Here is a 24525-nt window from a genome sequence, read left to right on the forward strand (position 1 = left end):
TTGGACTGAAGTGCGCTGACCTCCCTAGCCTTCAGAGAGACCATCGGCAGGACACAGACGGACCCCCCTTGATCATCGACATCCACGGTCACTACACGACCGCCCCGGCAGGACTGGGCGCCTGGCGCGACCTTCAGATCGCCTTCGTCGGCGGCGAAGGTCGGGCACCCGATCCGGCGGCATTGAAGATCAGCGATGACGACATCTGCGAGACGATCGAGGCGAACCAGCTGCGGCTCATGGACGACCGCGGTATCGATGTCACCGTTTTCAGCCCTCGCGCCTCGTTCATGGCCCACCACATCGGGGACTTCGGCGTGAGCGCGACCTGGGCGCGCATCTGCAATGACCTGGTCGCCCGCATCCAAAGGCTGTTCCCCGACCGTTTCTTCGCGGGCGCGATGCTTCCTCAGTCGCCGGGCGTCGACCCCGTGACCACTATCGCCGAGCTGACCCGTGCCGTCGAAGAGCTCGGCGCCGTGGCGGTGAATCTCAATCCCGACCCGTCCGGAGGCGAGTGGTCAGCGCCGTCGCTCACGGACCGCTACTGGTACCCGATCTACGAGAAGCTCGTCGAGTACGAGATCCCGGGCATGGTGCACGTGAGTACCACGTGTCGCCCGGAGGTGTTCCACACCACCGGTGACCACTACCTCGGCGCCGACACGACGGCGTTCATGCAGCTGCTCAAGGGCGACCTGTTCCGTGACTTCCCCGACCTCAAGCTCGTCATCCCGCACGGCGGCGGTGCCGTCCCCTACCACTGGGGCCGGTTCCGGGGCCTCGCGATGGCGCTCGGCAAGCCCGAACTCGAACAGCACCTGTTGAGCAACGTGTACTTCGACACGTGCGTCTACCACCAGCCGGGCATCGACCTGCTCACAGGAGTGATCCCGACCGAGAACATCCTGTTCGCGAGCGAGATGATCGGCGCCGTGCGCGACATCGACCCGCGCACCGGTCACTACTTCGACGACACGAAGCGGTATGTCGATGCCACCCCGAACCTGTCCGACACCGACCGTCTGCAGGTGTTCGAAGCCAATGCTCGCCGGATCTATCCCCGGCTCGATCGCGCCCTCGTGGCGCAGGGACGGTAAGCACACATGCGCCTGAACCAACTCGGCCTCGTTCACACCAACATCCGGCGCCCCGACTCCGCCGACGTCACGAAGCTCTCGCAGTTCGGGGTCGCGACCATCCACGAAGCCATGGGCCGTGTCGGGCTGCTCCGCCCGTACATCCGTCCGGCCTACACAGGTGCGAAGCTCTGCGGTCCCGCGGTCACTGTCCTGCTGCAGCCGGGAGACAACTGGATGTTCCACGTCGCCGCGGAGCAGGTGCAGGAGGGCGACGTGATCGTCGCTGGTTGCACCACGGAGAGCGAGGACGGTTTCTTCGGCGAGCTGCTCGCATCGTCGCTGACCGCCCGCGGCTGCAAGGGTCTCGTCATCGACGGCGGTGTCCGGGATGTCGCGGACCTCGAGAAGATGGACTTCCCGGTGTTCTCCCGCGCGATCAACGCGAAGGGCACAGTCAAGGCCACGCTCGGGTCGGTGAACATCTCCGTCGTCGTTGCCAACGCCCTAGTCAGCCCCGGTGACGTGGTCGTCGCCGACGTGGACGGTGTCGTCGTCGTTCCCCGTGATCTCGTCGGCGCGGTCGCCGACGCCAGCCAGAAGCGTGAAGAAATAGAGGAATCGAAGCGGCAGAAGTTCCGCGACGGTGTCCTCGGCCTCGACCTGTACGGTATGCGCGGCCCCCTCGCCGCCGCCGGTCTCGAATACGTGGAGGACTGAGGATGCCGCAGACCACGACTCATGGTGAGACCACTGGCGGGTTCGAGAAGTCCCCGGGATGGCTCGACTGGCTCGACCGACCCGCCACCCCTACCTTCCGGCTTCCGGAGGGAGCGGTGGACGCGCACTGCCACGTCTTCGGACCCGGCGCCGAGTTCCCCTATGCCTCCGAGCGAAAATACACCCCGTGCGATGCGTCCGCCGAGCATCTGTTCGCGCTACGCGACCAGCTGGGCTTCGAACGCAACGTGATCGTGCAGGCCACCTGCCACGGTGCCGACAACCGCGCCCTCGTCGACGCGCTGATCCGAAGCGAGGGCAGCGCGCGCGGCGTCGCCACCGTCCGTCGTGACGTGAGGGGCGAGCAGCTCGCCGAACTGCATGCAGCGGGTGTCCGGGGGGTGCGGTTCAACTTCGTCAAGCGTCTCGTCGACCGGGTCCCCACCGACTCCCTGGAAGAGATCGTTGCGAAGATCGCGCCGCTCGGGTGGCACGTGGTCATCTACTTCGAGGCCGAGGACCTTCCCGTTCTGTATGACTTCTTCAGCGGAATCCCGACCGATGTCGTCGTCGACCACATGGGTCGCCCCGATGTGACAAGAGACCCTGACGGGCCCGAGTTCGGCCTGTTCCTGCGCTTCCTGCGCGAGAACCCCAACGTGTGGACCAAGGTGTCGTGCCCGGAGCGGCTCAGCGTCACCGGTCCGAAGGCCCTGGACGGCGAGCAGCACGCCTACGCCGACGTGGTGCCGTTCGCCCGTCGCGTGGTCGAGGAGTTTCCCGAGCGCGTGCTGTGGGGCACGGATTGGCCCCACCCCAACCTCAAGGACCACATGCCCGACGACGGGCTGCTGGTGGACTACGTCCCGCAGATCGCAACGACACCTGAGCTGCAACGCAAGCTGCTCGTGGACAACCCGCAGCGTCTGTACTGGCCAGAAGGAGACTGACGTGGCCCTCGACAAGCCCTACAAGAACGTTCCCGGCACGACGATCTTCGATGCCGAGCAGGCCCGCAAGGGCTACCATCTCAACCAGTTCTCGATGTCACTGATGAAGCCCGAGAATCGCGCCAGCTTCCTCGCCGACCAGCGCGGGTACGTGGACGAGTGGCCCATGACCGATGTGCAGAAACAGGCCGTGCTCGACATGGATCTCAACACGATGATCCGCGAGGGTGGCAACATCTACTTTCTCTCGAAGATCGGCGCCACCCACGGGCTCAGCTTCCAGCAGATGGCCGGCTCCATGACCGGCATGAGCGAGGCGGCGTACCGCGACATGATGGTCGGCGGTGGCCGCAGCCCCGAGGGCAACCGTCTCAAGGACCTGGACGGGTGGACTCCGCCGTCCACCGAGAAGGCCACGACGATGCGCCGGGATGCCCCGGCCACCTTCACCTCGGCACTGTTCACGTCGCACGTCCCGGCGATCGGTGCAGCGATGGACCTCGGCAAGACTGAGGAGCCGTACTGGAAGAAGGTGTTCGACGGGTACGAGTGGACCCGCGCCTGGGCGAAGGAGAACACGCCGGACGTGATCATCCTGGTCTACAACGACCACGCCACCGCGTTCGACTCCAACATCATCCCCACCTTCGTGCTCGGCACCGGCGCCCACTATCCGGTCGCCGACGAAGGCTACGGTCCCCGCCCCGTACCCGACGTGAAGGGCTACCCCGAGCTGGCCGCTCACATCGCGCAGTCCGTGATCCAGGACGACTTCGACCTCACGCTCGTCAACGAGATGGTGGTCGACCATGGGCTGACAGTTCCGCTGTCGCTCGTGTTCGGAGACGTCGACGAATGGCCGTGCCGCGTCATCCCGCTGCCCGTCAACGTGGTGCAATATCCGGTGCCGTCCGGGCGTCGTTGCTACGAGCTCGGCAAGGCGATCCGCCGCGCCCTCGACAAGTGGGACGGCCCCGAGCTGAACGTGCAGATATGGGGCACCGGCGGCATGAGCCATCAACTGCAGGGGCCGCGTGCCGGGCTCATCAATCGCGAGTGGGACAACGCGTTCCTCGACCACCTCATCGCCGACCCGCTCGGCCTCACCGAGTGGCCGCATATGGAGTACGTCGACGAAGCGGGCTCCGAAGGCATCGAGCTTGTCGACTGGCTCATCGCCCGCGGCGCCATGGACGACCAGTTCGGCGGCGGCGCCCCCGAGGTGAACCACCGCTTCTACCACGTGCCCGCGTCGAACACCGCGGTCGGCCACCTCGTCATCTCGAACCCGAAGGAGACCCTCGCGTGAGCACGGAAAAGGTCCGCATCGCCGTCGTCGGCGCCGCCGGCGCGTTCGGCATGAAGCATCTCGACGGCCTCACCAACATCCCGGATGCCGAGGTCACCGTTGTTTCGGGCCCGCGCCCCGAACCGACGCAGGCCGTCGCCGAGAGATACGGCGTTCCCGCCGCGGTCTTCAGCTACGAGGCGGTGCTCGAGCGGGACGACGTGGATGCCGTCATCCTCGCCACCCCGACCGGGCTCCACGCCTCCCAGACCCAGCAGGCCCTCGCCGCCGGCAAGCATGTGCAGGTCGAGATCCCGCTCGCCGACTCGGCCGCAGACGCCGAAGCGACCCTCGCGGCGGCCGAGGCATCCCGACTCGTCTCGATGGTGGGCCACACCCGCCGGTTCAACCCGTCGCACCAATGGGTGCACAATAAGATCGTCGCGGGCGAGTTCGGCATCCAGCAGATGGACGTGCAGACCTACTTTTTCCGCCGCACGAACACCAATGCCAAGGGCGAGCCCCGGTCGTGGACCGACCACCTGCTGTGGCACCACGCGGCCCACACCGTCGATCTGTTCGCCTATCAGGCGGGCAAGATCGTCCAGGCTCACGCGATCCAGGGGCCCATCCACCCGACCCTCGGGATCGCGATGGACATGTCGATCCAGCTGAAGGCCGAGTCTGGGGCGATCTGCACGCTCTCGCTGTCGTTCAACAACGAGGGGCCGTTCGGCACGTTCTTCCGCTATATCGGCGACACCGGCACCTACATCGCCCGCTACGACGACCTCGTCGACGGCGCGGAGGTGCCGATCGACGTGTCGCATGTCGACGTGAGCATGAACGGCATCGAGCTGCAGGACCGGGAGTTCGTCGCCGCAATCCGCGAGGGCCGCGAGCCGAACTCGTCGTTGCGTCAGGTCATCGACTGCTACCGCGTGCTCGGCGCCTTGGAGGAGCAGCTCGCGTGAGGGCCATCTCGTCGATGGCCACCCGTCATCTCCTCATCGACCTGGTCGCCGCGGTCGCCGATGGTGAGTCACCCGCTCTCGAGATCGAGTCAGTCGGGGGCGTTGACGCCGCGCGTCGCTTACGCGCCGGCGAGCCATTCGATCTCGTGTTCCTCGCGGCGGGAGCCCTGGGCTCTCTGGCGGACGATGGTCGCGTCGACGGTGCGACGCTGACGCCGATCGTGGAATCCGAGGTCGCAGTCGCGGTGCCCGGCGGGGACGTCGAAGCGCCGGCGAGGGTGGTCGGCGTGGCGTTCGACGATGAGGCCGCTCTGCGCGATGCCGTCGTCGCGGCGGCGCGCATCGGCATCTCTTCGGGGCCGAGTGGGATCGCGGTACGTCAACTCTTCGCTGACTGGGGGGTCGCCGACCGCCTCGTTGAGGCACGCCCGGGCGTCGCCGTGGCGGAACTGGTCGCCGCAAGGCAGGTGGACCTCGGGTTCCAGCAGGCCAGCGAACTCATCGGTCACCCCGGTGTTCGCGTCCTCGGAACTCTCCCGCACGACTGCGCAATCCGCACGGTCTTCGCGGGAGCGGTCGCCGAAACCGCGACAGACCCGCTCCGTGCAAGGAGATACCTCGTCGCCCTCGCGGGGGCGTGTTCGGCCGACCTTCGTGCCCTTCACGGTTTCGAGATGCCCGTCTCACTGCGAGGAGACTGAATGGATGCTGTCTACACGAACGCCAAGATCACGACATCTGACGCAGCTCGCCCGTTCGCCGACACCGTGGTCGTGGAGAACGGCCGCTTCACGTATGTGGGTGATCGCGCTGGTGCCCCGCCAGCACCGGAGCTGACGGTCCACGACCTCGGCGGGCGACGGGTGCTGCCCGGGCTCATCGACGCCCACACCCATCCCGAAAAGCTCACGCTGAGCCGTTGGCATGTCCAGCTTCCACCGACGGACGACCTCGATGAGGTTCTCGACTTCATCGCCGAATATGCGCTGTCGCATCCGCGCGAAGAGGCGCCGTTCCTCTACTTCGAGTACTACTCGAACGCGATCTTCGGAGAGGGCGCTCCCACGCGCGAGATCCTCGATCGAGTCGTCAATGATCGGCCCGTACTGTGCCAAGACTTCAGCGATCACGCGAGTTGGGTGAACACGCGGATGCTGGAACTCCTGGGCGTCACACGCGACACGCCCGATCCCACACCGGGCCTCGAGGTCTTCGTGCGCGATGAAAACGGGGCCCCGACCGGTCACGTGCTTGAGTTGGCCTATCTCCACTTTGTGGAACGCGTGTGGAAGGCAATCGGGTGGCATCCACCTGTGGCGACGCCCGATACCCTGTCGGTGTTCTTCGAACGCTTGCGCGGATGGGGTGTCACGGCTGTCTTCGAGGCGTACGTCGAGGACGAGGCGACAGTGGCGGCGGTGGCGGAACTGGATCGCACAGGCGGGCTGGGGTTGCACTACGAAGGAGCAGTCCGCTTCCGCTCGCGCGCGGATGTCGACGAGGCCGTCTCGACGGTCCGTCGGTATCAGCAGACGTATGGGAGCGAACGTGTGCGCTTCAGAACCGTCAAGATCTTCTTGGACGGAACCAACGAGATGGGAAGCGGCGCGGTCTTGCAACCGTTGGTCGACGGGACGCATGGCGAGATGGAAGTGGGAACGGAGGAACTCGCCGCCTGCCTGATGATCCTCAACGACGCCGGCATCGACGCGCACATCCATCTCGTCGGTGATCGGGCTTTTCGTTCGGCATGTGATGCCGTGCAAGCGGCTCGTGAGGAGTTGGGCGCTGCGTGGCGGATGCGCGTGACGCTGGCTCACTGCGAGCTCGTCGATCCGTCAGACATGCCCCGCCCGGCGGATCTGGGGGTCATGGTCAACTGGACGCCGCACTGGTCCGGTGGCTATTTCGGTGAGGGTGCGCGGGATCACCTGGGCGATGAGCGTTGGAATCGCATGTACGACTTCACCGATATCGCCGATGCCGGCGCGACGCTGACGTTCGGCAGCGACGTCGTCACCGCGAGTGAAGAGAACCGGGCCGACCCGTTCTTGGGGATGCAGGCCGCTCTGACCCGCGTCGATCCCGAGTTCCCGCTCGACCCCGCACGCTTCCCCGCGAGCGTCCGTCCGCGCGAGGAGGCGCGGATCGCACTCGAGCGGCTTATCCAGGGCTACACGATCGACGCGGCACGGCAGCTTCGACTGGAGGATCGCATCGGTTCGATCGCACCCGGCAAGCTCGCCGACTTCGTCGTGCTGTCTGAGGACCTCTTCGACGTGCCGCCGGATGCGGTGGGTTCCATCGATCCCCTGGCAGTGTTCATCGAGGGAGAGATCGTCAGCGGGTCCCTGATCGAGACCCGCTGAGCGATCAAGCGCTGAAGACCGGAACCCCGCCGACCCACGTGGCTCGGGTACGCACGGTGTGAAGCTCGTCGGCGCGAAGGCCGAAGGGATCAGTGTTCGTCAGTGCGAGGTCCGCGCGTGCACCCAGGGCGATGCGTCCGCCGTCGACATCGCGCACGATGTCTGCGCTGCCGGAGGTGTAGGCGGCGAGCGCGACCTCAAGTGGGATCGCCTCTTCGGGGGCGAGCGGTTCTTCGGACTCGCCCGCCAATCGGCGTGTGACGGCGACGGCGATCGCCGCCCACGGGTCCGGAGTCGTGACCGGCCAGTCGCTGCCCGCGGCCAGGGGAATCCCTGCGCGATGGAACGACGCGAACGGGAACTGTGTCGTCAAGTAGCGATGGTCACCGAGCGCGGGTCGGCAATGCGAGACATTCTGTTCGTCGTTGCAAGCCCAGAACATTTGAAGGTTGGCGGTGATGCCGAGGTCAGCCATTCGGGGAATGTCCGCCGGGTCGACGATCTGCAGGTGCGCGACATGGTGAGAGAGTCTTTGCGCTTCGTGGGCTTGCGCGACGACGTCGAGGGCGATGGCCAGCGCTGCGTCTCCGATGGCGTGGAAGTGCATCTGGAAGCCCGCTCGCGCGAGTTCCTTCGCAACCGGCCCGAGCGTCTCGGGCAGAAAGTGGGCGTGGGCCGATGGGGCATCGGTGTACGGTTCTTTCATCGCCGCGGTTCGCGCTTCGACCACCCCGTCGAGCATGACCTTGACGGCCGGCGCCGTGAGCAGTCCATCGCCGACCGATTCGAACCTGCGTCGTCGCTCGACGAAAGAGGCGGCGACCTCCCGCGGGTCTCTGTCGACGGCGTCGCGATCGAGCCAGAGCGCAGCGGTCGCGCGTGCGCGCAGGCGGCCGTCGCGCGCAGCGATGTGATAACCGAGGGTGCTGTCGATCGATCCCGCGTAATCGCCGACGATCGCGTCTTGCCACCCTGTGACACCCACCTCGAACAGCACGCGCTGTGCTTCGGTGATGCCATCGGCGACACGTTCAGGGGTTGGAACCGGGATGCGATCGCGTCCGATCTCCATCGCGCCTTCATGGACGAGTCCGCTCGGGTTGCCGCCTGCATCGCGGCTGAGCCAGCCATCGGCCGGGTCGGAGGTCGTTCGATCGATTCCCATTCGCCGCATCGCCTCTGAGGAGAGCCAGACCGCATGGTGGCCCGCGTCGGTCAGGACGACCGGCCTACCCCGGGCGACGTCGTCGAGCATCTGTGCGTTCGGCCCGCCGGCGTCGAAGTGGGTGAGTTGCCAACCGGCACCGATGAGCCACTCGTCGTCGTGCGCGGCGGCGTAGTCGCCGACGCGGCGCAGAACTTCCGTCCCATCGGCTGCCGTGGACAGATCACACTCCAGTAGCTCGATTCCCGCCTGCGCGGGGTGGACGTGCGCGTCGGTGAATCCGGGGTGAAGGAGCGCGCCGTCCGCGTCGACCGTCTCGACTGCGGTGGCTCCGGTGTAGTCCGCCGCCGCGCCCACACCGCTGATCCGTCCTTCGGTCACCGCGACGGTGTCTACGTCCGCGAGCACGGTGCTCCCGTCGAACACGCGCGCGTTGGTGATGATGAGATCCGTTCGGCCCACGATGCTCCTCGCTCTTGTGAATACTACGAATGCGAACTACTGTAGTGCGTACTACATCAATTGGCGAGACCCGCTCGCCCCACTGTCCGTAGGGAGAATCCCGTGCAACGCAGTAAGGCAGTCCCATCTCATACGCGAACCTGGGTCACCATGGCGGGGGGTGTAGCCGCGGTGTCTTTGGTGCTTACTGGGTGCGGCGCGTCGTCCTCCGGCGAGGAGGCATCTTCCGGTGGCATCGCCGTCGTCGGGCTCGTGGGAGAACCCGGCGTCCTCAACCCGATGTTCATCTCCGAAGACAGCGCCCTCGTGAGCGAGTCCTTCGTTATGGAGCCGTTGTTCACCCTCATGGCTGACGGCACCTTCGCGCCGACCCTCGCCGCAGAAGTGCCTACAGTGGGCAACGGCGGCGTCAGCGAAGACGGTCTCGAGATCACCTACACGCTTCGAGAGGGCATCACCTGGTCGGACGGCGAAGACTTCACCACCGAAGACCTCGCCTTCACCGTGGAGGTCGCTCAGGATGCCGAGGGAGCAGCGCTTCCGATCCCCGAATACTCGTCCATCGTCGACGTCGAAGTCGTCGACGATCTCACGCTCACGCTCACGCTCAGCCAGCCCGAACTCGGCTACCTGCAGCTTTTTGCCCAGACCCTCCCCGCGCATCGCTTCGACACGACAGCGATCCAACTCGACGATCCGCTCGTGCGGATGCCGTTGGGGACTGGCCCGTTCGTGTTCGAGGAGTGGCGCTCTGGTGACGAGATCATCTTGACGGCCAACGAGGACTACTGGCGCGATCCGGAGCTTCCCCACCTCGACGGCGTGACCGTCAAGATCACCCCGGACCAGCAGACCGCTACCGCGGGGTTCATCGCAGGGGACTACGACACGCTCTTCTTCATCTCCAGTGGTGACTTCCCCGTGATCGAATCGGCCGTCGACGACGGTGCTCCGATCGAGTTCCAACTCGATACACACTTCCCCGGGTACGTCGAGTACCTTTGGCTGAATCATTCCGACCAGGGCAGTGCGGACCAAGGGCATCCCGTGCTCTCGGATCCCGCTGTGCGCGAGGCGATCGATCGAGGAATCGACCGCGAAGCGATCGTCGACGATCTTCTCGGTGGCTACGGCGTGCTCACCGGTGCGTTCCTCTCGTCCGGGTTCGGGTCGGTGCAACGTGATGCGACGGCCTACGACCCCGAAGGGGCGGCTGCCGTCCTCGATGAGGCCGGCTGGGCAGTGGGCGCCGATGGCATCCGCGAGAAGGACGGCGTTCGTGCGTCGCTGCGGTTCCAGACCATCAGCGGCGACCAGGATCGCGTGCTCTATCAGCAGCTCATCCAACAGAACATGGCCGACATCGGCATCGAGTTGATCATCGAGAACGTCGAGGCCGGCCGGCTGTTCGATTCATTCGCGGGAGGAGGGCTGCTCGCCACGGGTGACTACGACATCGCCATGAGTCGTGACGGGCGATACGCCGACCCGGGACTCTGGGTCTACACATTCACAAGCCTGTCGATCCCGACCGAAGAGAACGGCGGCGACGGATTCACCTACTCGCACTGGCGAAACGCGGAATACGACGAGCTCGGTTACGTCGCATCGACGACGCTCGACCCGGATGCGCGTGCTGAGGTGCTGGCAGAGATCGACGAGCTTTTCGTGACCGAGCGTGTGGCGATCCCGATCTATGCCACCGTCCTTGGTCTCGCGTGGAACGAGAGCCTTCAGGGCGTCGAATCCGACTTCTGGACCGGTATCTGGGCGACAGACGGCACCGCCGAGTGGTCGCTGCAGAACTGACGGAGATCGGAACCGACTGACATATGGGTGCGTACCTCGCTCGCCGCGCGTTGCAAGCGATACCGCTGCTGATCGGCATCAGCATCATCACGTTCGTGATGCTGCAGATGACCCCAGGCGGGCCGCTCGCGGCGGGCGAGGGCGCTGCCAGTCAATCGTCTCAGTCGAAAATCGAGGCGATGCGATCGCGCTACGGCCTCGATGATCCTCTCCCCCTGCAGTACGTTCGATGGCTCGGCGGGATCTTCACCGGCGACTGGGGGAGCTCCTTCAGTACCGGACAGCCGGTCCTCACGGCGATCGGTGAACGTGTGCCCGCAACACTCCTGCTCACAAGCATCGCTCTCGTGGTGTCGGTCGTTCTTTCGCTGGTGATCGGAGTAGTCGCTGCGACGCGGCACCGCAAGACGTTCGACTACGTTGCGAGCGGGTTCTCTTTCGTAGGACTCGCGACCCCCAGCTTCTGGCTCGCGATCATGCTCCTGTACGTCTTCTCCTTTCAACTCGACCTTCTGCCCTCGAACGGGCTCCGCGACCCCCGGGCGCGATACGAAGGCTGGGATGCGGTGTGGGACACGGCGCTGCATCTGATCTTGCCCGTGCTCGTGCTCACCGTGATCTCGGTGGCGAGCATGTCGCGCTACGTCCGTTCGTCGATGCTGGACGTGCTCGGACAGGACTACATTCGAACCGCGCGTGGTTCTGGGCTCTCCGAGCGTGCGGTCGTCCTTCGGCATGGATTGAAGAACGCTGCGATCCCGATGGTGACCATCATCGTGCTGTCGGTGCCCGAACTCTTCCTCGGCGCGGCGATCGTCGAGTCGATCTTCGGCCTGCCGGGTATGGGGCGTCTCTTCATCGACGCCGCGGACGGCCGCGACTACCCCGTGCTCCTCGGAATTCTCATGATCGCATCCCTTCTCGTTGTGATCGCCAATCTCCTCGCGGACTACCTCTATGCCCGACTCGACCCCCGGATCCGCTATGAGTGAGACATCGATCGAATCCGCGGCGCGCGCGGACAGCTTCCCCGCTCGGTTCGCGAGGCATCGGCTGGGTGTCGCCGGGGCGATCGTGCTGGCGATCATCGTGATCGCGGTCGTTCTCGGTCCGCTCTTCCTACCGTTCGACCCCAACCAGATCGAAATGGGTGATCGCAACCAGCCGCCGTCATTGGCTCATCTCATGGGGACGGACGATCTGGGGCGTGACCAGTTCGCGCGTGTCCTGGACGGGGGACGCCTGACGCTCACCGTCGCGCTCGCGGCCGTCGCGTTCTCGCTCGTGGCCGGGGTGCTCATCGGGGCCATCGCCGGATACACGGGAAAGGTCGTCGACAACGTGCTCATGCGTGGCGTCGACGTCTTCTACTCGATCCCCGCGCTGTTCGTCGTGATTCTTCTCGTCACGCTCATCGGATCCGGCTTCTGGTCGATCGTGATCGCGATCGCCGCGTTCAGCTGGATGAACACCGCACGGTTGGTTCGCGCGGGATTCTTGACCTTGAAGGAGAGGGAGTTCGTCGAAGCCGCGCGCGGCATCGGCGCCGGTCATCTGCGCATCGCCGTCCGCCACATCCTTCCGGGAACGGTGGGTCCGATCGTCGTCACGGCGACGATCGGAATCGCGACGGCCATTCTCGTCGAGTCCGCGTTGTCGTTCCTCGGCCTCGGATTCCAGCCACCTCAGGCGACGTGGGGAGGCATGCTGTTCGAGGCTCAGCGGGCTGTCGTGAACCAGGGCATGTGGTGGCGGGGGCTGTTTCCCGGCTTGATGATCTTCCTTGTCGTGCTCGCCGTGAACTACGTCGGCGACGGGCTCAGCGATGCCCTTGATCCGCGCAGGAGGGTTCGATGAGCGACACACCGCTACTGAGTGTCCGCGGGCTCACGGTGGATTTCGACGGGCGTCAATCCACGACACGCGCCGTCGACGGTATCGACCTCGACGTCTGTGCCGGTGAGGTTCTCGGGCTGGTCGGCGAGAGCGGGTCCGGAAAGTCCGTGACCTCTTTCGCGATAGCCGGGCTCCTGGAGACGCCACCCGCACGTGTTCGCGCTGACCGGATGTCGTATCGCGGCAAAGACCTCCTGTCGCTGTCTCCCCGGGTCAGGCGCACCTACGGAGGGCGCGAGATCGCGATGGTCTACCAGGACGCGCTCTCCGCTTTGAATCCCGTATTGACCATTGGGCAACAGATCTCCCTCGTCGTCCGTCGGCATGCCGACGTCTCTGCGGCAGTCGCGCGGCAACGCACACTCCAACTGCTCGAAGCGGTGGAGATTCCCGACGCCGGTCGTCGCATCGATGACTATCCCCATCAGTTCTCCGGAGGCCAGCGGCAACGCATTCTCATCGCGCTCGCCCTGTGCAGCGACCCGCGCCTCCTGATCGCCGATGAGCCGACAACCGCGCTCGATGTCACCGTGCAGGCTCAGATCGTCGAACTCGTCTCCCGACTTGCCCGCGACCGCGAGATGTCCGTCATCTGGGTCACCCACGACCTCGGTGTTATCGCCCGGATCGCCGATCGGATCGCGGTGATGCGGGGTGGGCGGATCGTCGAACACGCTCGCAGCGCCGAGCTCTTCGAAGACCCCCGGCATCCTTACACTCGCGGACTGCTCGGATCGATCCCGGTGCTCGGCGGACCGCGGCGTCGGCTTTCGGCGAGCGCGGATCACGCGTGGATCGAAGGTGAGGCGGATGCGGCTGATTCGGGCGGCGGCCTGACGGTTCCGGCCACGTCCGGGGGAGAGCACGTATGGGCCGCGCACACCGTGATCGGAGAAACGGCATGATGGCAGCGGCACTTGTCGAGGCTTCGGATCTGACCAAGGCCTATCCCGTGCGCAGTCGTCTCCTGCGCCGTCGTATCGGTGAGACAACCGTCGTCGACGGTGTCGACCTCACCGTCGCTGCTGGAGAGATCGTCGGTCTGGTCGGTGAGAGCGGATCGGGCAAGTCGACGATCGGGCGCATGCTCCTTGGTCTCCTTCCGGTGTCCGGGGGGACCGTCTGCTTCGAGGGACGCGATGTCACCCACCCGACGGCGGGGGAGCTGCGGTCTCTGCGCACGGCGAGACAGATGATCTTTCAGGATCCGTACGCGTCACTCAATCCGCGCATGACGGTCGCAGCGACGGTGCGCGAAGTGCTGGATGTCAATCGCATCGGTGAGGCGGCCCAGCGCTCGCGCCGCGTGGCCGAACTCTTCGATCTGGTCCGGTTGCAGCCGGAACACCTGCAGCGGCTTCCGCACGAGCTTTCCGGCGGCCAACGCCAGCGCGTCTGCATCGCGCGCGCTCTGGCCACCTCCCCGCGCTTCCTCGTGGCCGATGAGGCGCTCGCGTCATTGGATGTCTCGATTCAGGCTCAGATCGCCGATCTCCTCCTGGATCTGCGAGAGGAGCTCGGGATCGCCTGTCTGTTCATCACGCACGATCTCGCCATGGCGGGGTACATGTGCGATCGCGTCGTGGTCTTGCAGCGCGGACGCGTCGTCGAGCACGGCGATGCGCACTCGGTGCTCCTCGGCCCTCGCGACGAGTACACCCGAGAGCTGATCCGGGCGGTGCCGGCAGCGCATATCGGCGCACGGTTGACCGGCGGCGACGATCTCGCCGCCCCCGCACGACCCCATGGGCACAAGGAGGAACATGCCTGACCAACTCGCGTTCTACCGGTTCGCCGGCACCCACTCGGAGATCGGCCGTCAGTACGGCGAAGCCTGCTCCAAGGTCATCGGACGCCATCTCGAACTCGCGCTCGACAAACTCGCCGGCGCGGGAATCGGTCGCGACCTCGCTCTGCAGACTGCACTCGCCTACCGTCCCTTCGTGAAGGAGCACGCGGCCTTCCTCGACGACGAGATCGTCGGGATGGCACAGGGCGCGGCGCTGAGCGTCGCGGAGGCCTACCTCCTTCAGCTGCGCGCAGAGGTCTTCGCCGATGTTCTCGGGGACCCAGCGGCAGAGAGCGAGTGCACCACATTCGCACTCGAGCCGTCTGCGACGCTCACCGGCGAGGTGCTGGCAGGGCAGAACGCGGATCTGCCCGCGATCTACGAAGAGCTGATGATCGTCGTCGACTTCGCGCCGACGGAGGGACGCCGGATTCTCATGGCGGTGCCCGCAGGGCAGGTCTCGTACATCGGCATCAACGACTCGGGAATGGCTGTATTCGCGAACTTCCTCCATTGCGAAGGGTGGACGCGAGGCTTCCCCCGGTACCTGCTGAGTAGGTTCGCGCTGGAGTTTCCCGACAGCGAGAGCGCGATCGCGGCGCTACGGACGCTCCCGCGCGCATCCTCTCGCAACATCCTCATCGTCGATGCGGCGGGCACCGCGGTCGATTTCGAGAACACTCCGACGAGGGATGCGGTGATCCGGCCGCGGGACGGCGTGCTCGCGCACTCCAATCACTATGTCGCTGAGCCCCTGATCGACGAGGAACGCACCCCGGAGTTGTACCTTCACAACTCTCGTGTTCGTCTTGCGCGGATCGAGGAACTCATCCGCGCGGAGGAGGGCGAGATCACTGTTGCCGCGATGGCGAGAATCATGCGCGACCGGCGTGACGCGCCGCATACGCTCTCGGTCGAAGCGCGCGACCTTCCTGACGACGCCGGTCCGCCCGAAGGACACTACGTGACGGTCTGCTCGGTCATCGCCGAACCCGCAGAGCGCAGGCTCTGGATCACCGCGGGGGCACCCTCGCGTTCGACGTACCACCCGTACACCATGGTCGGTGCCGCCACTCCCGTGCAGCTGTGACCTCGCCCCACCCCGTGACCTCGATGGGAGCACGCCGATGACTCGTCCCACTGATCTCTCGTATTACCGGCAGCGGCAGAGCCCGATCTTCGCCAGCACCGTGGACCCGAGGTTCTCATACTGCACGTATGTTCCCTCAGGCTACGTCCACGGCGACGGGCCACCGCTCCCGTTGGCGGTTCTCGTCCACAGCACCGATCGGGACGCGCAGTATGTTCGGGACGAGTTCGTGACGTGGGCGGAGGAGCACAACGTCATCCTCTACGCACCCATCTTCCCCGCAGGCATCATCGATCCTGAAGACGTCGACAACTACAAGTGGCTCGAGTATCGCGGGTTGCGGTTCGATCTGCTCCTCCTCCAGATGCTGGAGGAACTGCGGGGCATATACAACGTCGATACCGAGCGCTTCTTGCTGACGGGATTCTCCGGTGGAGCCCACTTCACCCACCGTTTCCTGTTCGCGCACCCAGCGAGGGTGATGGGCGCGTCGATCGCTGCCCCGGGGGTCGTGACCTTGCTCGACCCGACGCGCCCATGGCCCGTCGGCGTCGGAGGGCTCGAAGATGCCCTCGGTGTCGACCTCGACCTCGACGAGATCCGGAAGACACCGGTGCAGTTGGTGATCGGCGACCGCGACGTCGAGACCTGGGAGATCGGCATCCCTCCCGGAGCTCCTTGGTACCTCCCTGGCGTGAACGATCTCGAGACCGGGCGCATCGAGCGCAGCGATGCCCTTCGACGGAGCCTCGAGGAGTCCGGGGTCTCGGTTCGGCTCGACATCGTCCCGGGGGTCGCCCATGAGGGGCGTCCCTTGGCGCCGCCGACGAAACGCTTCTTCTCCGACGTGCTCTCCGGGTACACCGCGCGCGCGGCCGGTAAGGTCGATTCGTGACAGAACGCCCACAGGGAATTCGCTCGCGGATCATCGCCATGGAGGCGGACCTCTCGCCGAGCGAGCGACGCGTCGCGGAGTTCTTCGCCACGCAGGGCCCGGATACGGTACTCCTGAGCGCGGCCGAGCTGGGGCGCATGACCCGTACGAGCGATGCGACCGTCATCCGCACGGCGAAGGCGCTGGGCTACACGGGTTTGCCGGAACTCAAGCTTGACCTGGGCGGCGAGCTGATGAGTAGTGCCCACCCGGCGCGACGACTCGCCACCCGGCTGGCGCTCACGAAAGACACGAGTGAGACGCCGTTGGTGGAGAGGCTTGCGGCGGACGCGGGGGAGCGTATCGGAGAGACGGAAAGGCTCTTCGACGAAGACGCGCTCGATGCTGCTGCGGCGGCGATCGAAAAGGCCCCCGCTGTCATGACATTCGGGGTGGGGCTGTCACGGGTGATCGCGGAGTATCAGGCACTCCGTCTGGGCCGAGTGGGGAAGCGTGTCCACTTCGCCAAGAACATGGGCTTCGCTCTCGCGGACGATCTCATCCAGCTCCGAGAACACGACGTGATCATCGTGTTCAATCCGGGCCGAGATGTGCGTGAAATGACGACGATCTTCGAACGCAGCTCCCAGGTCGGGGCAACGACGATCGTGGTCTGCGCCTCCCATGCGGCGCCGTCGGCGTCACGCGCAGACATCGTCCTGATCGCGCCTGCTTCCGCCGGCGGTTTCACGGGAGAGACACTGACCGCGGGCATCATCGCTGACGTGCTCGTCTTCGCTCTCGCACAGCGCGCAGAGCAACGCGCAACCGCAGTGTCGGAGGAGCTCACTCGACTTCGCCGCTCTCTCATCGGAAAGCGAGCCCTTTCCTGACGAAGTCCCGCAGGGGCGCACAAGAAGGGATGTCGCACGGGGCGCAGGTGCGCTAACGTACTCATCGTCGGCGATTTGCAGTGGCAAACCACAAACTTCGCGACGTGGAGTGGAGGTGGCCTGGGGCTCAGAGATGAAGCGCCCCGTATCCGCCGTTGAGGAATCGACGCATCGACGCGTCGAAGACAAGGAGACGTCGTTGACCGAAACGATGAGAGTCGCAATGATCGGTGCCGGCTTCATGGGCGCCGCACACTCGCAGGGATGGCGGGTTGCCCCGCGCTTCTTCGACCTTCCCCTGCAGCCCGAGATGGCCGTCGTCGTCGCGCGTACCGCTGCGACGGTGGAAACGGCCGCGCAGAAATGGGGGTGGGCCGAGGCTGCCACGGACTGGCGGGAAGTCATCGCGCGTGACGACATCGACCTCGTCGACATCGTCACCCCGGGAGACAGTCACGCCGAGATCGCCGTGGCGGCGCTGAAGGCCGGCAAACACGTTCTCTGCGAGAAACCGCTGGCGAACACGGTCGCCGAGGCAGAAGCGATGGCGGAGGCGGCAGCGGATGCCGCGGAACGAGGTGTGCGCGCGATGGTGGGGTTCACCTACCGGCGCGTTCCGGCCGTCACCCACGCCCGCAACATGATCGCAGCCGGTCGAATCGGTGACGTGCGGCAGGTGCGAGCGGCTTACCGACAGGATTGGCTGCGCGACGAAGACGGGCCCATGACGTGGCGCCTGGACAAGTCCCGTGCCGGTTCGGGTGCGTTGGGCGATATCGGAGCCCACGCGATCGACCTCGCCGAGTACGTCACCGGCACGACGCTGACCAAGGTCGCCGGAACGATCGAGACGATCGTGCGCGAGCGTCCGCTGCTCGGCGAGACGCGCGGGCTTTCGGGCACGGCATCGAACGAGACCGGTGAGGTCACCGTCGATGATGTCGCCACGTTCACCGGCCGGTTCGCCGGCAACGGTGGCTTCGAGCCGATCGGAACCTTCGAGGCGACGCGCTTCGCGACCGGACGCAAGAACGCGCTCACCCTGGAGGTGTCCGGCTCGACCGGCGCCATCGCGTTCGACCTCGAACGCCTCAACGAGTTGCAGTTCTACGATGCGCAGGACTCGAGTCTCGAGCAGGGATTCCGGACGATCCTCGTCACCGAAGCCGAGCACCCCTACCTCGCACCCTGGTGGCCCGCGGGTCACATGCTCGGATACGAGCACGGGTTCTCCCATCAGGTGAAGGACTTCGTCGAGGCGATCGCCGAGGGAACAGAACCGAGTCCGTCATTCGCCGAGGGGTTGCACGTTCAGCGAGTCCTCGCCGCCGTCGAAGACTCGTCCGCCGAAGATGCCCGATGGACCTCCGTGCGCTGACGCACGCCATCGATTGAGTGACTGGAGAAGAAATGGCACGACCGATCACCCTGTTCACCGGCCAGTGGGCCGACCTCCCGTTCGAAGAAGTGGCTCGTCTCGCCGGCGAGTGGGGCTATGACGGCCTGGAAATCGCCTGCTGGGGCGACCACATCGACGTGTCGCGGTGGGACGATGACGCGTACGTCCAGTCTCGACGCGACATCCTGGAACGCAACGGTCTCGACGTGTATGCGATCTCGAACCACCTGACGGGTCAGGCCGTCTGTGACGACCCGATCGACGAGCGACACCGTGACATCCTCTCCGACCGCGTATGGGTTGACGGGGAGCCCGAGGGTGTCCGCCGGCGGGCGGCCGAAGACATGAAGAACACCGCGCGGTTCGCGGCCAAGCTCGGAGTCAAGACCGTCGTCGGCTTCAGCGGGTCGAGCATCTGGAAGTATGTCGCGATGTTCCCGCCGGCATCCGACGAGATGATCGAGGCCGGATACCAGGACTTCGCCGACCGCTGGAACCCGATCCTGGATGTCTTCGAAGAGGTCGGTGTGCGCTTCGCGCTCGAGGTGCACCCGTCTGAGATCGCATACGACTACTGGACGGCCAAGCGTACGCTCGAGGCGATCGGGAACCGCGAGGTGTTCGGATTCAATTTCGACCCTTCGCACTTCGTGTGGCAGCAACTCGACAGCGTGGCGTTCGTGCTCGACTTCGCCGACCGGATCTACCACGTGCACTGCAAGGAGTCGAGGACCAACCTCGACGGGCGAAACGGCGTGCTCGGCTCTCACCTGCCGTGGGCGAATCCGCGTCGGGGCTGGACGTTCGTCTCGACCGGCCACGGCGACGTGCCGTGGGAGCCGCTGTTCCGCGCGCTCAACGCGATCGGATACACCGGTCCGACGAGCGTCGAGTGGGAGGATGCCGGGATGGACCGTCTCGTCGGCGGACCCGAGGCTCTCGAGTTCGTGCGCGAACTGGCGAAGATCACGCCGCCGCACGCCTCCTTCGACGCGGCGTTCTCGACGAAGTAGATATCGTCGACGGGGTGGCCGCGTGATCCGCGGCCACCCCGGAGGCATCATTCGTCGACGGGATCGAGGGGGTGGCGAGATGGATCGATCCGCCGATAAGAGCACTGTGGGGGGCCGATCTCTGGATGACCTGCGGCGCACCAACCTTTCGCGGGTCCTGCGCCTCGCGCATCGCGAGGGTCCCCTCTCGCGGTCGGAACTCACCCGCGCGACAGGCCTCAACCGCTCCACCGTGGGGGGATTGGTCGCCGAACTGCAAGCGCGTGGGCTCGTCGATGAATCCGACCCCGGGCCTGCGCGGCGGGTCGGGCGCCCCAGTCCGATCGTGTCAGCGTCAGATGACACCGTCGCCCTTGCGATCAACCCTGAGGTGGACACGGTCGACATCGCCGTCGTCGGGCTGAGCGGACGCGTGCTCCAACGCGTGCGATACGACAACGAGCGTCTTCCCACCGTCACCGAGTTCGTGAACCTCGTGCGGGCGGTGTCGGGAATGCTGCTGGAGGGATACGGCAACGTTCTCGGCGCGGGCTTGGCGATTCCGGGGCTGGTTCGACATTCCGACGGGCACGTGCTGCTCGCTCCGCACCTCGAGTGGACCGATACGCCGCTGGCTGCCCTCGTGGAAGACGCGCTCGGGATCCCGTGTGTCGCAGGCAACGACGCCAACTGCGGTGCCGTCGCCGAGAGCACGTTCGGCGGAGGACGGGGCGAAGGTGTCGTCGTCTACCTCAACGGCGGGGCCAGCGGCATCGGGGGCGGCGTCGTCATCGACGGACGTCTCTTCTCGGGTGTCGACGGGCACGCCGGCGAGTTCGGGCACACCAACGTGACCGAGTCGGGTCGGCGATGTCACTGCGGGGCCGTGGGATGCCTCGAAACCGAAGTGCGGCGGGATCGTTTCATCGAGGTGGACCGCACGCCCCCCTCCGAAGTGGGGCGGTTGGCCACGCGGATCGACGCAGCGTGGGGTGATCCGGGATCGGCGGTGCACGCCGAGATCACCCGACAGCTCGGCTATCTCGCCACCGCCATGCGCACGGTGGTCAATGCGCTCAATCCTCGCCGGATCGTGCTGGGCGGGTATCTCGGCGATCTGCTCAGCGTCGTCGGACCGGCGGAGATCATCGATCGGATGCGACCGACCCTCCCCGGGGCGGTCGACGTGGTGTCGGTGGTGCCCGCAGGGCTCCACGATGACGTCATCCTCGTGGGTGCCGCCGAGATGGTCTTCGCTCCCGTGCTCGATGACCCCGGCTCGGTGCCGTACCGCGTCGACGCGCACGCCTGACCGGGCGTGGTCTCGGGATCCGCTACGCTCACACCGGCGCGGCGTCGTCTGACCGCCGTCGAGTGTGGAGGTCGGCCGTGTCGAGAGAGGGCGTCGGGACGTGAGCAGGACGGCCATCGATGCGTTGCTCGAAATCTTCACCTGGGTGGGCATCGGGGCAGGCATTGTGGTCGCTCTCATCGCGGTGATCGCCAAACTCGCCGACGGCGTGTGGGTCGCGTCGCATCTCGAGATCGTCGAGGATGACCGGGGGCACACCGCGCGATGGTTCAGCGACGCAGGTCTCGGTGAAGCGCGCCTCACCGATGAGCAGGTCGCTCACCTCGGGGGCGCGGACGCCGCCGAGGGCTGGGTCCGTCGTGGATACACCGATCGCGTGCGCTTCACCCGCAGGTCGCCGTCGGTGCGATTCGTCGCGTGGTTGGCTGTCGGGCTGTTGTCCGTCGGTGTGCTGTGCGCCGCGGCATCCCTCGTCTTGCTGTTCGTGAGGTGATCCTCCCTCAACGGATTTCCGTGCGGGGTCGCGCCGGGAGAGATTGCTAGATAAGCTAGCGATATGGCGAACAGCACCCTGACCACAAGGCAGCCCACGCGATGGCTGCGGGTCGGCATCCCCGTCTTGCTTGTGCTCGTGTGGCTGGTCGGCGGATCGGTCGGGGGAATGTACTTCGGCAAGGTCGAGGAGGTGTCGACCAACGATCGCTCGTCCTTCCTGCCCTCCAGCGCAGATGCGACGCAGGTCAACGAGCAGCTGCCGGACTTCTTGGGCGACGACAGCATCCCCGCCGTCGTCGTCATCGCGGGCGATGCGGAACTGACCGAGGATCAACTCGCCGAGATCCAGACGGTCGTCGACGACGTCGCGGGGCTCTCCGGCGTGGTCGACGGAGTGTCGCCGCCGATTCCGTCCGACGACGGTGAAGCGGTGCAGGTCTTCGTGCCTATCGATTCCGCGGCAGACGTGGGCGACGTCGTCGCCGAGATGCGTGACATCATCGCCGAGGATCTCCCGGACGGCATCGAAGGGTGGGTGACGGGCCCCGCGGGGTTCACCGCCGATCTGGCCGAAGGCTTTCTCGGCATCGACGGGCTCCTGCTCGCCGTGGCTCTCATCGCGGTGTTCATCATCCTCGTGATCGTGTACCGGTCGCCACTTCTGCCGATCCTGGTGCTCTTCACCAGCGTGTTCGCGCTGTGCGTGGCTCTCCTCACCGTGTGGTGGCTGGCCTACGCGGGGATCGTCGTGCTCAACGGGCAGGTGCAGGGCATCCTGTTCATCCTCGTCATCGGCGCGGCCACCGACTATGCGCTGTTGTATGTGGCGCGCTATCGCGAGGCGGTCGCCGAGGGTGCGACGCGCTGGGGTGCCACGACCCGGGCATGGCGCGGCGCATTCGAGCCCATCCTCGCCTCGGGGGGCACGGTCATCGCGGGCCTCCTGTGCCTGCTGCTGTCGGATCTCGCGACCAACCGTGCTCTCGGACCGATCGCCTCGATCGGCATCTTGTTCTCGATGCTCTCGGCGCTGACCTTCTTGCCGGCGCTGCTGGCGTTGACCGGCCGGGCAGCGTTTTGGCCGTTCATCCCCCAGCACCCGGTGGCCGAGATTCCCGACGACCTCACCCAGCCGGTGCGGGGGCTCTGGCCGCGCCAGGCGCGATTCGTCGCACGCCACGCCCGCGTCGTGTGGATCGTGTGCACCGTGGTTCTGCTCGCCGGCGCCGTCGGGGTCACGCAGCTCAAGGCGGACGGTGTTCCGTCGAGCGAGCTTGTCTTGGGCGAGTCGCAGGCCCGCGATGGACAGGACGCGCTCGGTGAGCACTTCCCGGCGGGCTCGGGAAGCCCCGTGTACGTCATCGCTCCGGAGGGCGACCTCGTCGAGGTCGTCGAGACGCTCGAGGCGACGTCGGGAGTCGAATCGGTCGCCGTCGCATCGGAGGACTCGCCCGCCGGGCAGGCAGCGGTCACCATCGAAGACGGTGAAGCCGTCTTCGCCGCCGCAGGCCCCCCGGGAACCCCCGCGCCCGAGCCGACCTTCTCGGATGGCGATGTGCTCGTGATCGGCACCTTGACGGATGCCGCAGACTCCGCATCCGCCGACGAGACCGTACGCGAGCTGCGCGCCGACCTCGACGCGACCCTCGGCGACGGCGTCGCCCTCGTCGGCGGTGAGACGGCGACGGACATCGACACGATCGACGCGTCGATCCGTGACCGGACGCTCATCATCCCCATCGTCTTGGTGGTGGTCCTCGCGATCCTGATGCTGCTGCTGCGGTCGGTGCTCGCACCGGTGCTGCTCATCGCGACGGTCATCCTGTCGTTCGGCACCGCGCTGGGGGTGAGTGCGTGGGTGTTCAACGGCGTCTTCGACTTCCCGGGCGCGGACCCCTCGGTGCCGCTCTACGGGTTCGTCTTCCTCGTCGCCCTCGGCGTCGACTACAACATCTTCCTGATGTCGCGGGTTCGAGAGGAGTCGCTCGTGCACGGCACACGGCGCGGCATCCTGCGAGGACTCGTCGCCACCGGTGGGGTGATCACGTCGGCCGGTCTCGTCCTGGCGGCCACCTTCGCCGCCCTCGGCGTGATTCCGATCCTTTTCCTCGCGCAGATCGCATTCATCGTCGCGTTCGGTGTCGTGCTCGACACCTTCGTGGTGCGCTCCCTTCTCGTACCTGCCCTGTCGTACGACATCGGCCGGGCGATCTGGTGGCCGTCGAAACTGTGGCGCAACGAACGCCACGCGGTCGACGCTCCCGCGGATTCCGCATCCGTCGACGAGCCCCTGCCCGAGGCCACCGACCCCGCCCTCGTCGGAACAGACGGTCACCCGCTGACGAGGGAGGAGTACCGGCGTAGGCTCGAATCATGAGCACCGCACTGTTCATCGTCGACGTCCAGAACGATTTCACCGAGGGCGGAGCGCTCGGGGTGACCGGTGGGGACGCGGTCGCCGTCGCGATCTCCCGCCACCTCGCCGCCCGTGCCGGTGACTACGACCTCATCGTTGCGTCCCGCGACTGGCATGACGCAGACAACGCCAACGGCGGCCATTTCGCCGCGGATCCCGACTTCGTCGACACGTGGCCTGCGCACTGCGTCGCCGGAACCGCGGGTGCCGAGTACGATCCCGGTTTCGTGACGGATGCGGTCACCCACCACGTCAAGAAGGGCCAGGGTGAGCCCGCCTACAGCCTGTTCGAGGGGGTCACCGACGATGGTGTGACCGTCGCGCACCTGCTCGATGACCACGGGGTCCTGGAAGTGGATGTCGTGGGGATCGCCACCGACTACTGCGTGCGGGCATCCGCACTCGACGCGATCGCGCACGGCCGCCGCGTACGGATCTTCACCGACCTCGTCGCCGGGGTCGCACCCACATCGACCGAGGCCGCGCTCGCCGAGCTCGCGCATGCAGGGGCGGTGCTCGACGAGTCCGGCGCCTGAGCCGGCGCGAGTACGCT

22 protein-coding genes are annotated in these 24525 nt (G+C 66.2%); 21 read left to right on the plus strand and 1 reads right to left on the minus strand.

Annotated features, from left to right (window positions below; translation table 11 throughout):
- The first annotated feature begins 68 nt into the window (after nt 1-68).
- Genes ACFQZV_RS05895 through ACFQZV_RS05925 form a run of 7 tightly spaced genes read left to right on the plus strand, consistent with a single transcriptional unit; the run spans nt 69 to nt 7380 of the window.
- Nucleotides 69-1100 carry an amidohydrolase family protein gene (locus tag ACFQZV_RS05895; RefSeq protein WP_378753544.1) on the plus strand — a complete coding sequence of 344 codons (1032 nt, stop codon included), beginning with the start codon at nt 69-71 and terminating at the stop codon, nt 1098-1100.
- Nucleotides 1101-1106: 6 nt separating this feature from the next.
- Complete coding sequence (ligK, locus tag ACFQZV_RS05900) at nt 1107-1799, plus strand: 4-carboxy-4-hydroxy-2-oxoadipate aldolase/oxaloacetate decarboxylase (RefSeq protein WP_378753546.1); 693 nt, start codon at nt 1107-1109, stop codon at nt 1797-1799.
- A gap of 2 nt (nt 1800-1801) precedes the next feature.
- A complete protein-coding gene (locus tag ACFQZV_RS05905) occupies nt 1802-2749 on the plus strand; it encodes an amidohydrolase family protein (RefSeq protein ID WP_378753547.1) in 948 nt (315 codons plus the stop codon).
- A gap of 1 nt (nt 2750) precedes the next feature.
- Entirely contained in the window at nt 2751-4058 is a 1308-nt protein-coding gene (locus ACFQZV_RS05910) for a protocatechuate 4,5-dioxygenase subunit alpha/beta (protein WP_378753549.1), read from the plus strand.
- Nucleotides 4055-5011: a Gfo/Idh/MocA family oxidoreductase gene (locus tag ACFQZV_RS05915; protein ID WP_378753551.1), complete on the plus strand. Its 957-nt coding sequence runs from the start codon at nt 4055-4057 to the stop codon at nt 5009-5011. The genes ACFQZV_RS05910 and ACFQZV_RS05915 overlap by 4 nt, the downstream gene beginning before the upstream one ends.
- Nucleotides 5008-5712, plus strand: a complete 705-nt coding sequence (locus ACFQZV_RS05920; protein WP_378753553.1) for a substrate-binding domain-containing protein — start codon at nt 5008-5010, stop codon at nt 5710-5712. Before ACFQZV_RS05915 ends, ACFQZV_RS05920 begins: the two co-directional genes overlap by 4 nt.
- The gene (locus ACFQZV_RS05925; RefSeq protein WP_378753555.1) at nt 5713-7380 is read left to right on the plus strand and encodes an amidohydrolase; all 1668 of its coding nucleotides are present in this window, start codon (nt 5713-5715) and stop codon (nt 7378-7380) included.
- Nucleotides 7381-7384: 4 nt separating this feature from the next.
- On the opposite strand, the gene ACFQZV_RS05930 is transcribed toward ACFQZV_RS05925, so the two are convergent.
- Entirely contained in the window at nt 7385-9007 is a 1623-nt protein-coding gene (locus tag ACFQZV_RS05930; protein ID WP_378753557.1) for an amidohydrolase, read from the minus strand.
- A gap of 150 nt (nt 9008-9157) precedes the next feature.
- Between ACFQZV_RS05930 and ACFQZV_RS05935 the strand changes: the two genes are divergently transcribed.
- The 14 genes from ACFQZV_RS05935 to ACFQZV_RS06000 all read left to right on the plus strand — a co-directional run bounded on the left by ACFQZV_RS05935 (nt 9158) and on the right by ACFQZV_RS06000 (nt 24508).
- Nucleotides 9158-10816, plus strand: coding sequence for a peptide ABC transporter substrate-binding protein (locus ACFQZV_RS05935; RefSeq protein WP_378753559.1), 1659 nt, complete (start codon nt 9158-9160; stop codon nt 10814-10816).
- A gap of 23 nt (nt 10817-10839) precedes the next feature.
- Entirely contained in the window at nt 10840-11808 is a 969-nt protein-coding gene (locus ACFQZV_RS05940) for an ABC transporter permease (RefSeq protein WP_378753561.1), read from the plus strand.
- Nucleotides 11801-12673: an ABC transporter permease gene (locus ACFQZV_RS05945; RefSeq protein WP_378753563.1), complete on the plus strand. Its 873-nt coding sequence runs from the start codon at nt 11801-11803 to the stop codon at nt 12671-12673. The genes ACFQZV_RS05940 and ACFQZV_RS05945 overlap by 8 nt, the downstream gene beginning before the upstream one ends.
- On the plus strand, nt 12670-13617 hold the full coding sequence (locus tag ACFQZV_RS05950; protein ID WP_378753564.1) for an ABC transporter ATP-binding protein: 948 nt from the start codon (nt 12670-12672) through the stop codon (nt 13615-13617). Before ACFQZV_RS05945 ends, ACFQZV_RS05950 begins: the two co-directional genes overlap by 4 nt.
- Nucleotides 13617-14483 carry an ATP-binding cassette domain-containing protein gene (locus ACFQZV_RS05955; RefSeq protein WP_378753565.1) on the plus strand — a complete coding sequence of 289 codons (867 nt, stop codon included), beginning with the start codon at nt 13617-13619 and terminating at the stop codon, nt 14481-14483. Before ACFQZV_RS05950 ends, ACFQZV_RS05955 begins: the two co-directional genes overlap by 1 nt.
- Entirely contained in the window at nt 14476-15591 is a 1116-nt protein-coding gene (locus ACFQZV_RS05960) for a C45 family autoproteolytic acyltransferase/hydolase (RefSeq protein ID WP_378753566.1), read from the plus strand. The genes ACFQZV_RS05955 and ACFQZV_RS05960 overlap by 8 nt, the downstream gene beginning before the upstream one ends.
- Before the next feature lie 37 nt (nt 15592-15628).
- Nucleotides 15629-16486 carry a hypothetical protein gene (locus ACFQZV_RS05965; protein WP_378753567.1) on the plus strand — a complete coding sequence of 286 codons (858 nt, stop codon included), beginning with the start codon at nt 15629-15631 and terminating at the stop codon, nt 16484-16486.
- Nucleotides 16483-17358 (plus strand): MurR/RpiR family transcriptional regulator, encoded by an 876-nt coding sequence (locus tag ACFQZV_RS05970; RefSeq protein ID WP_378753568.1) that lies wholly within the window; start codon nt 16483-16485, stop codon nt 17356-17358. The genes ACFQZV_RS05965 and ACFQZV_RS05970 overlap by 4 nt, the downstream gene beginning before the upstream one ends.
- Nucleotides 17359-17581: 223 nt before the next feature.
- On the plus strand, nt 17582-18736 hold the full coding sequence (locus ACFQZV_RS05975; protein WP_378753607.1) for a Gfo/Idh/MocA family protein: 1155 nt from the start codon (nt 17582-17584) through the stop codon (nt 18734-18736).
- A gap of 32 nt (nt 18737-18768) precedes the next feature.
- On the plus strand, nt 18769-19770 hold the full coding sequence (locus tag ACFQZV_RS05980; protein WP_378753569.1) for a sugar phosphate isomerase/epimerase family protein: 1002 nt from the start codon (nt 18769-18771) through the stop codon (nt 19768-19770).
- A gap of 106 nt (nt 19771-19876) precedes the next feature.
- Nucleotides 19877-21061 carry an ROK family protein gene (locus tag ACFQZV_RS05985; protein ID WP_378753571.1) on the plus strand — a complete coding sequence of 395 codons (1185 nt, stop codon included), beginning with the start codon at nt 19877-19879 and terminating at the stop codon, nt 21059-21061.
- 100 nt (nt 21062-21161) lie between these two features.
- Nucleotides 21162-21554 (plus strand): hypothetical protein, encoded by a 393-nt coding sequence (locus ACFQZV_RS05990; RefSeq protein WP_378753572.1) that lies wholly within the window; start codon nt 21162-21164, stop codon nt 21552-21554.
- A gap of 63 nt (nt 21555-21617) precedes the next feature.
- Nucleotides 21618-23933 (plus strand): MMPL family transporter, encoded by a 2316-nt coding sequence (locus ACFQZV_RS05995; protein WP_378753574.1) that lies wholly within the window; start codon nt 21618-21620, stop codon nt 23931-23933.
- The gene (locus ACFQZV_RS06000) at nt 23930-24508 is read left to right on the plus strand and encodes an isochorismatase family protein (RefSeq protein ID WP_378753576.1); all 579 of its coding nucleotides are present in this window, start codon (nt 23930-23932) and stop codon (nt 24506-24508) included. Before ACFQZV_RS05995 ends, ACFQZV_RS06000 begins: the two co-directional genes overlap by 4 nt.
- The last annotated feature ends 17 nt before the right edge of the window (nt 24509-24525 follow it).

It is taken from the genome of Microbacterium koreense (genome assembly GCF_042677105.1).
Lineage (GTDB): Bacteria > Actinomycetota > Actinomycetes > Actinomycetales > Microbacteriaceae > Microbacterium > Microbacterium koreense.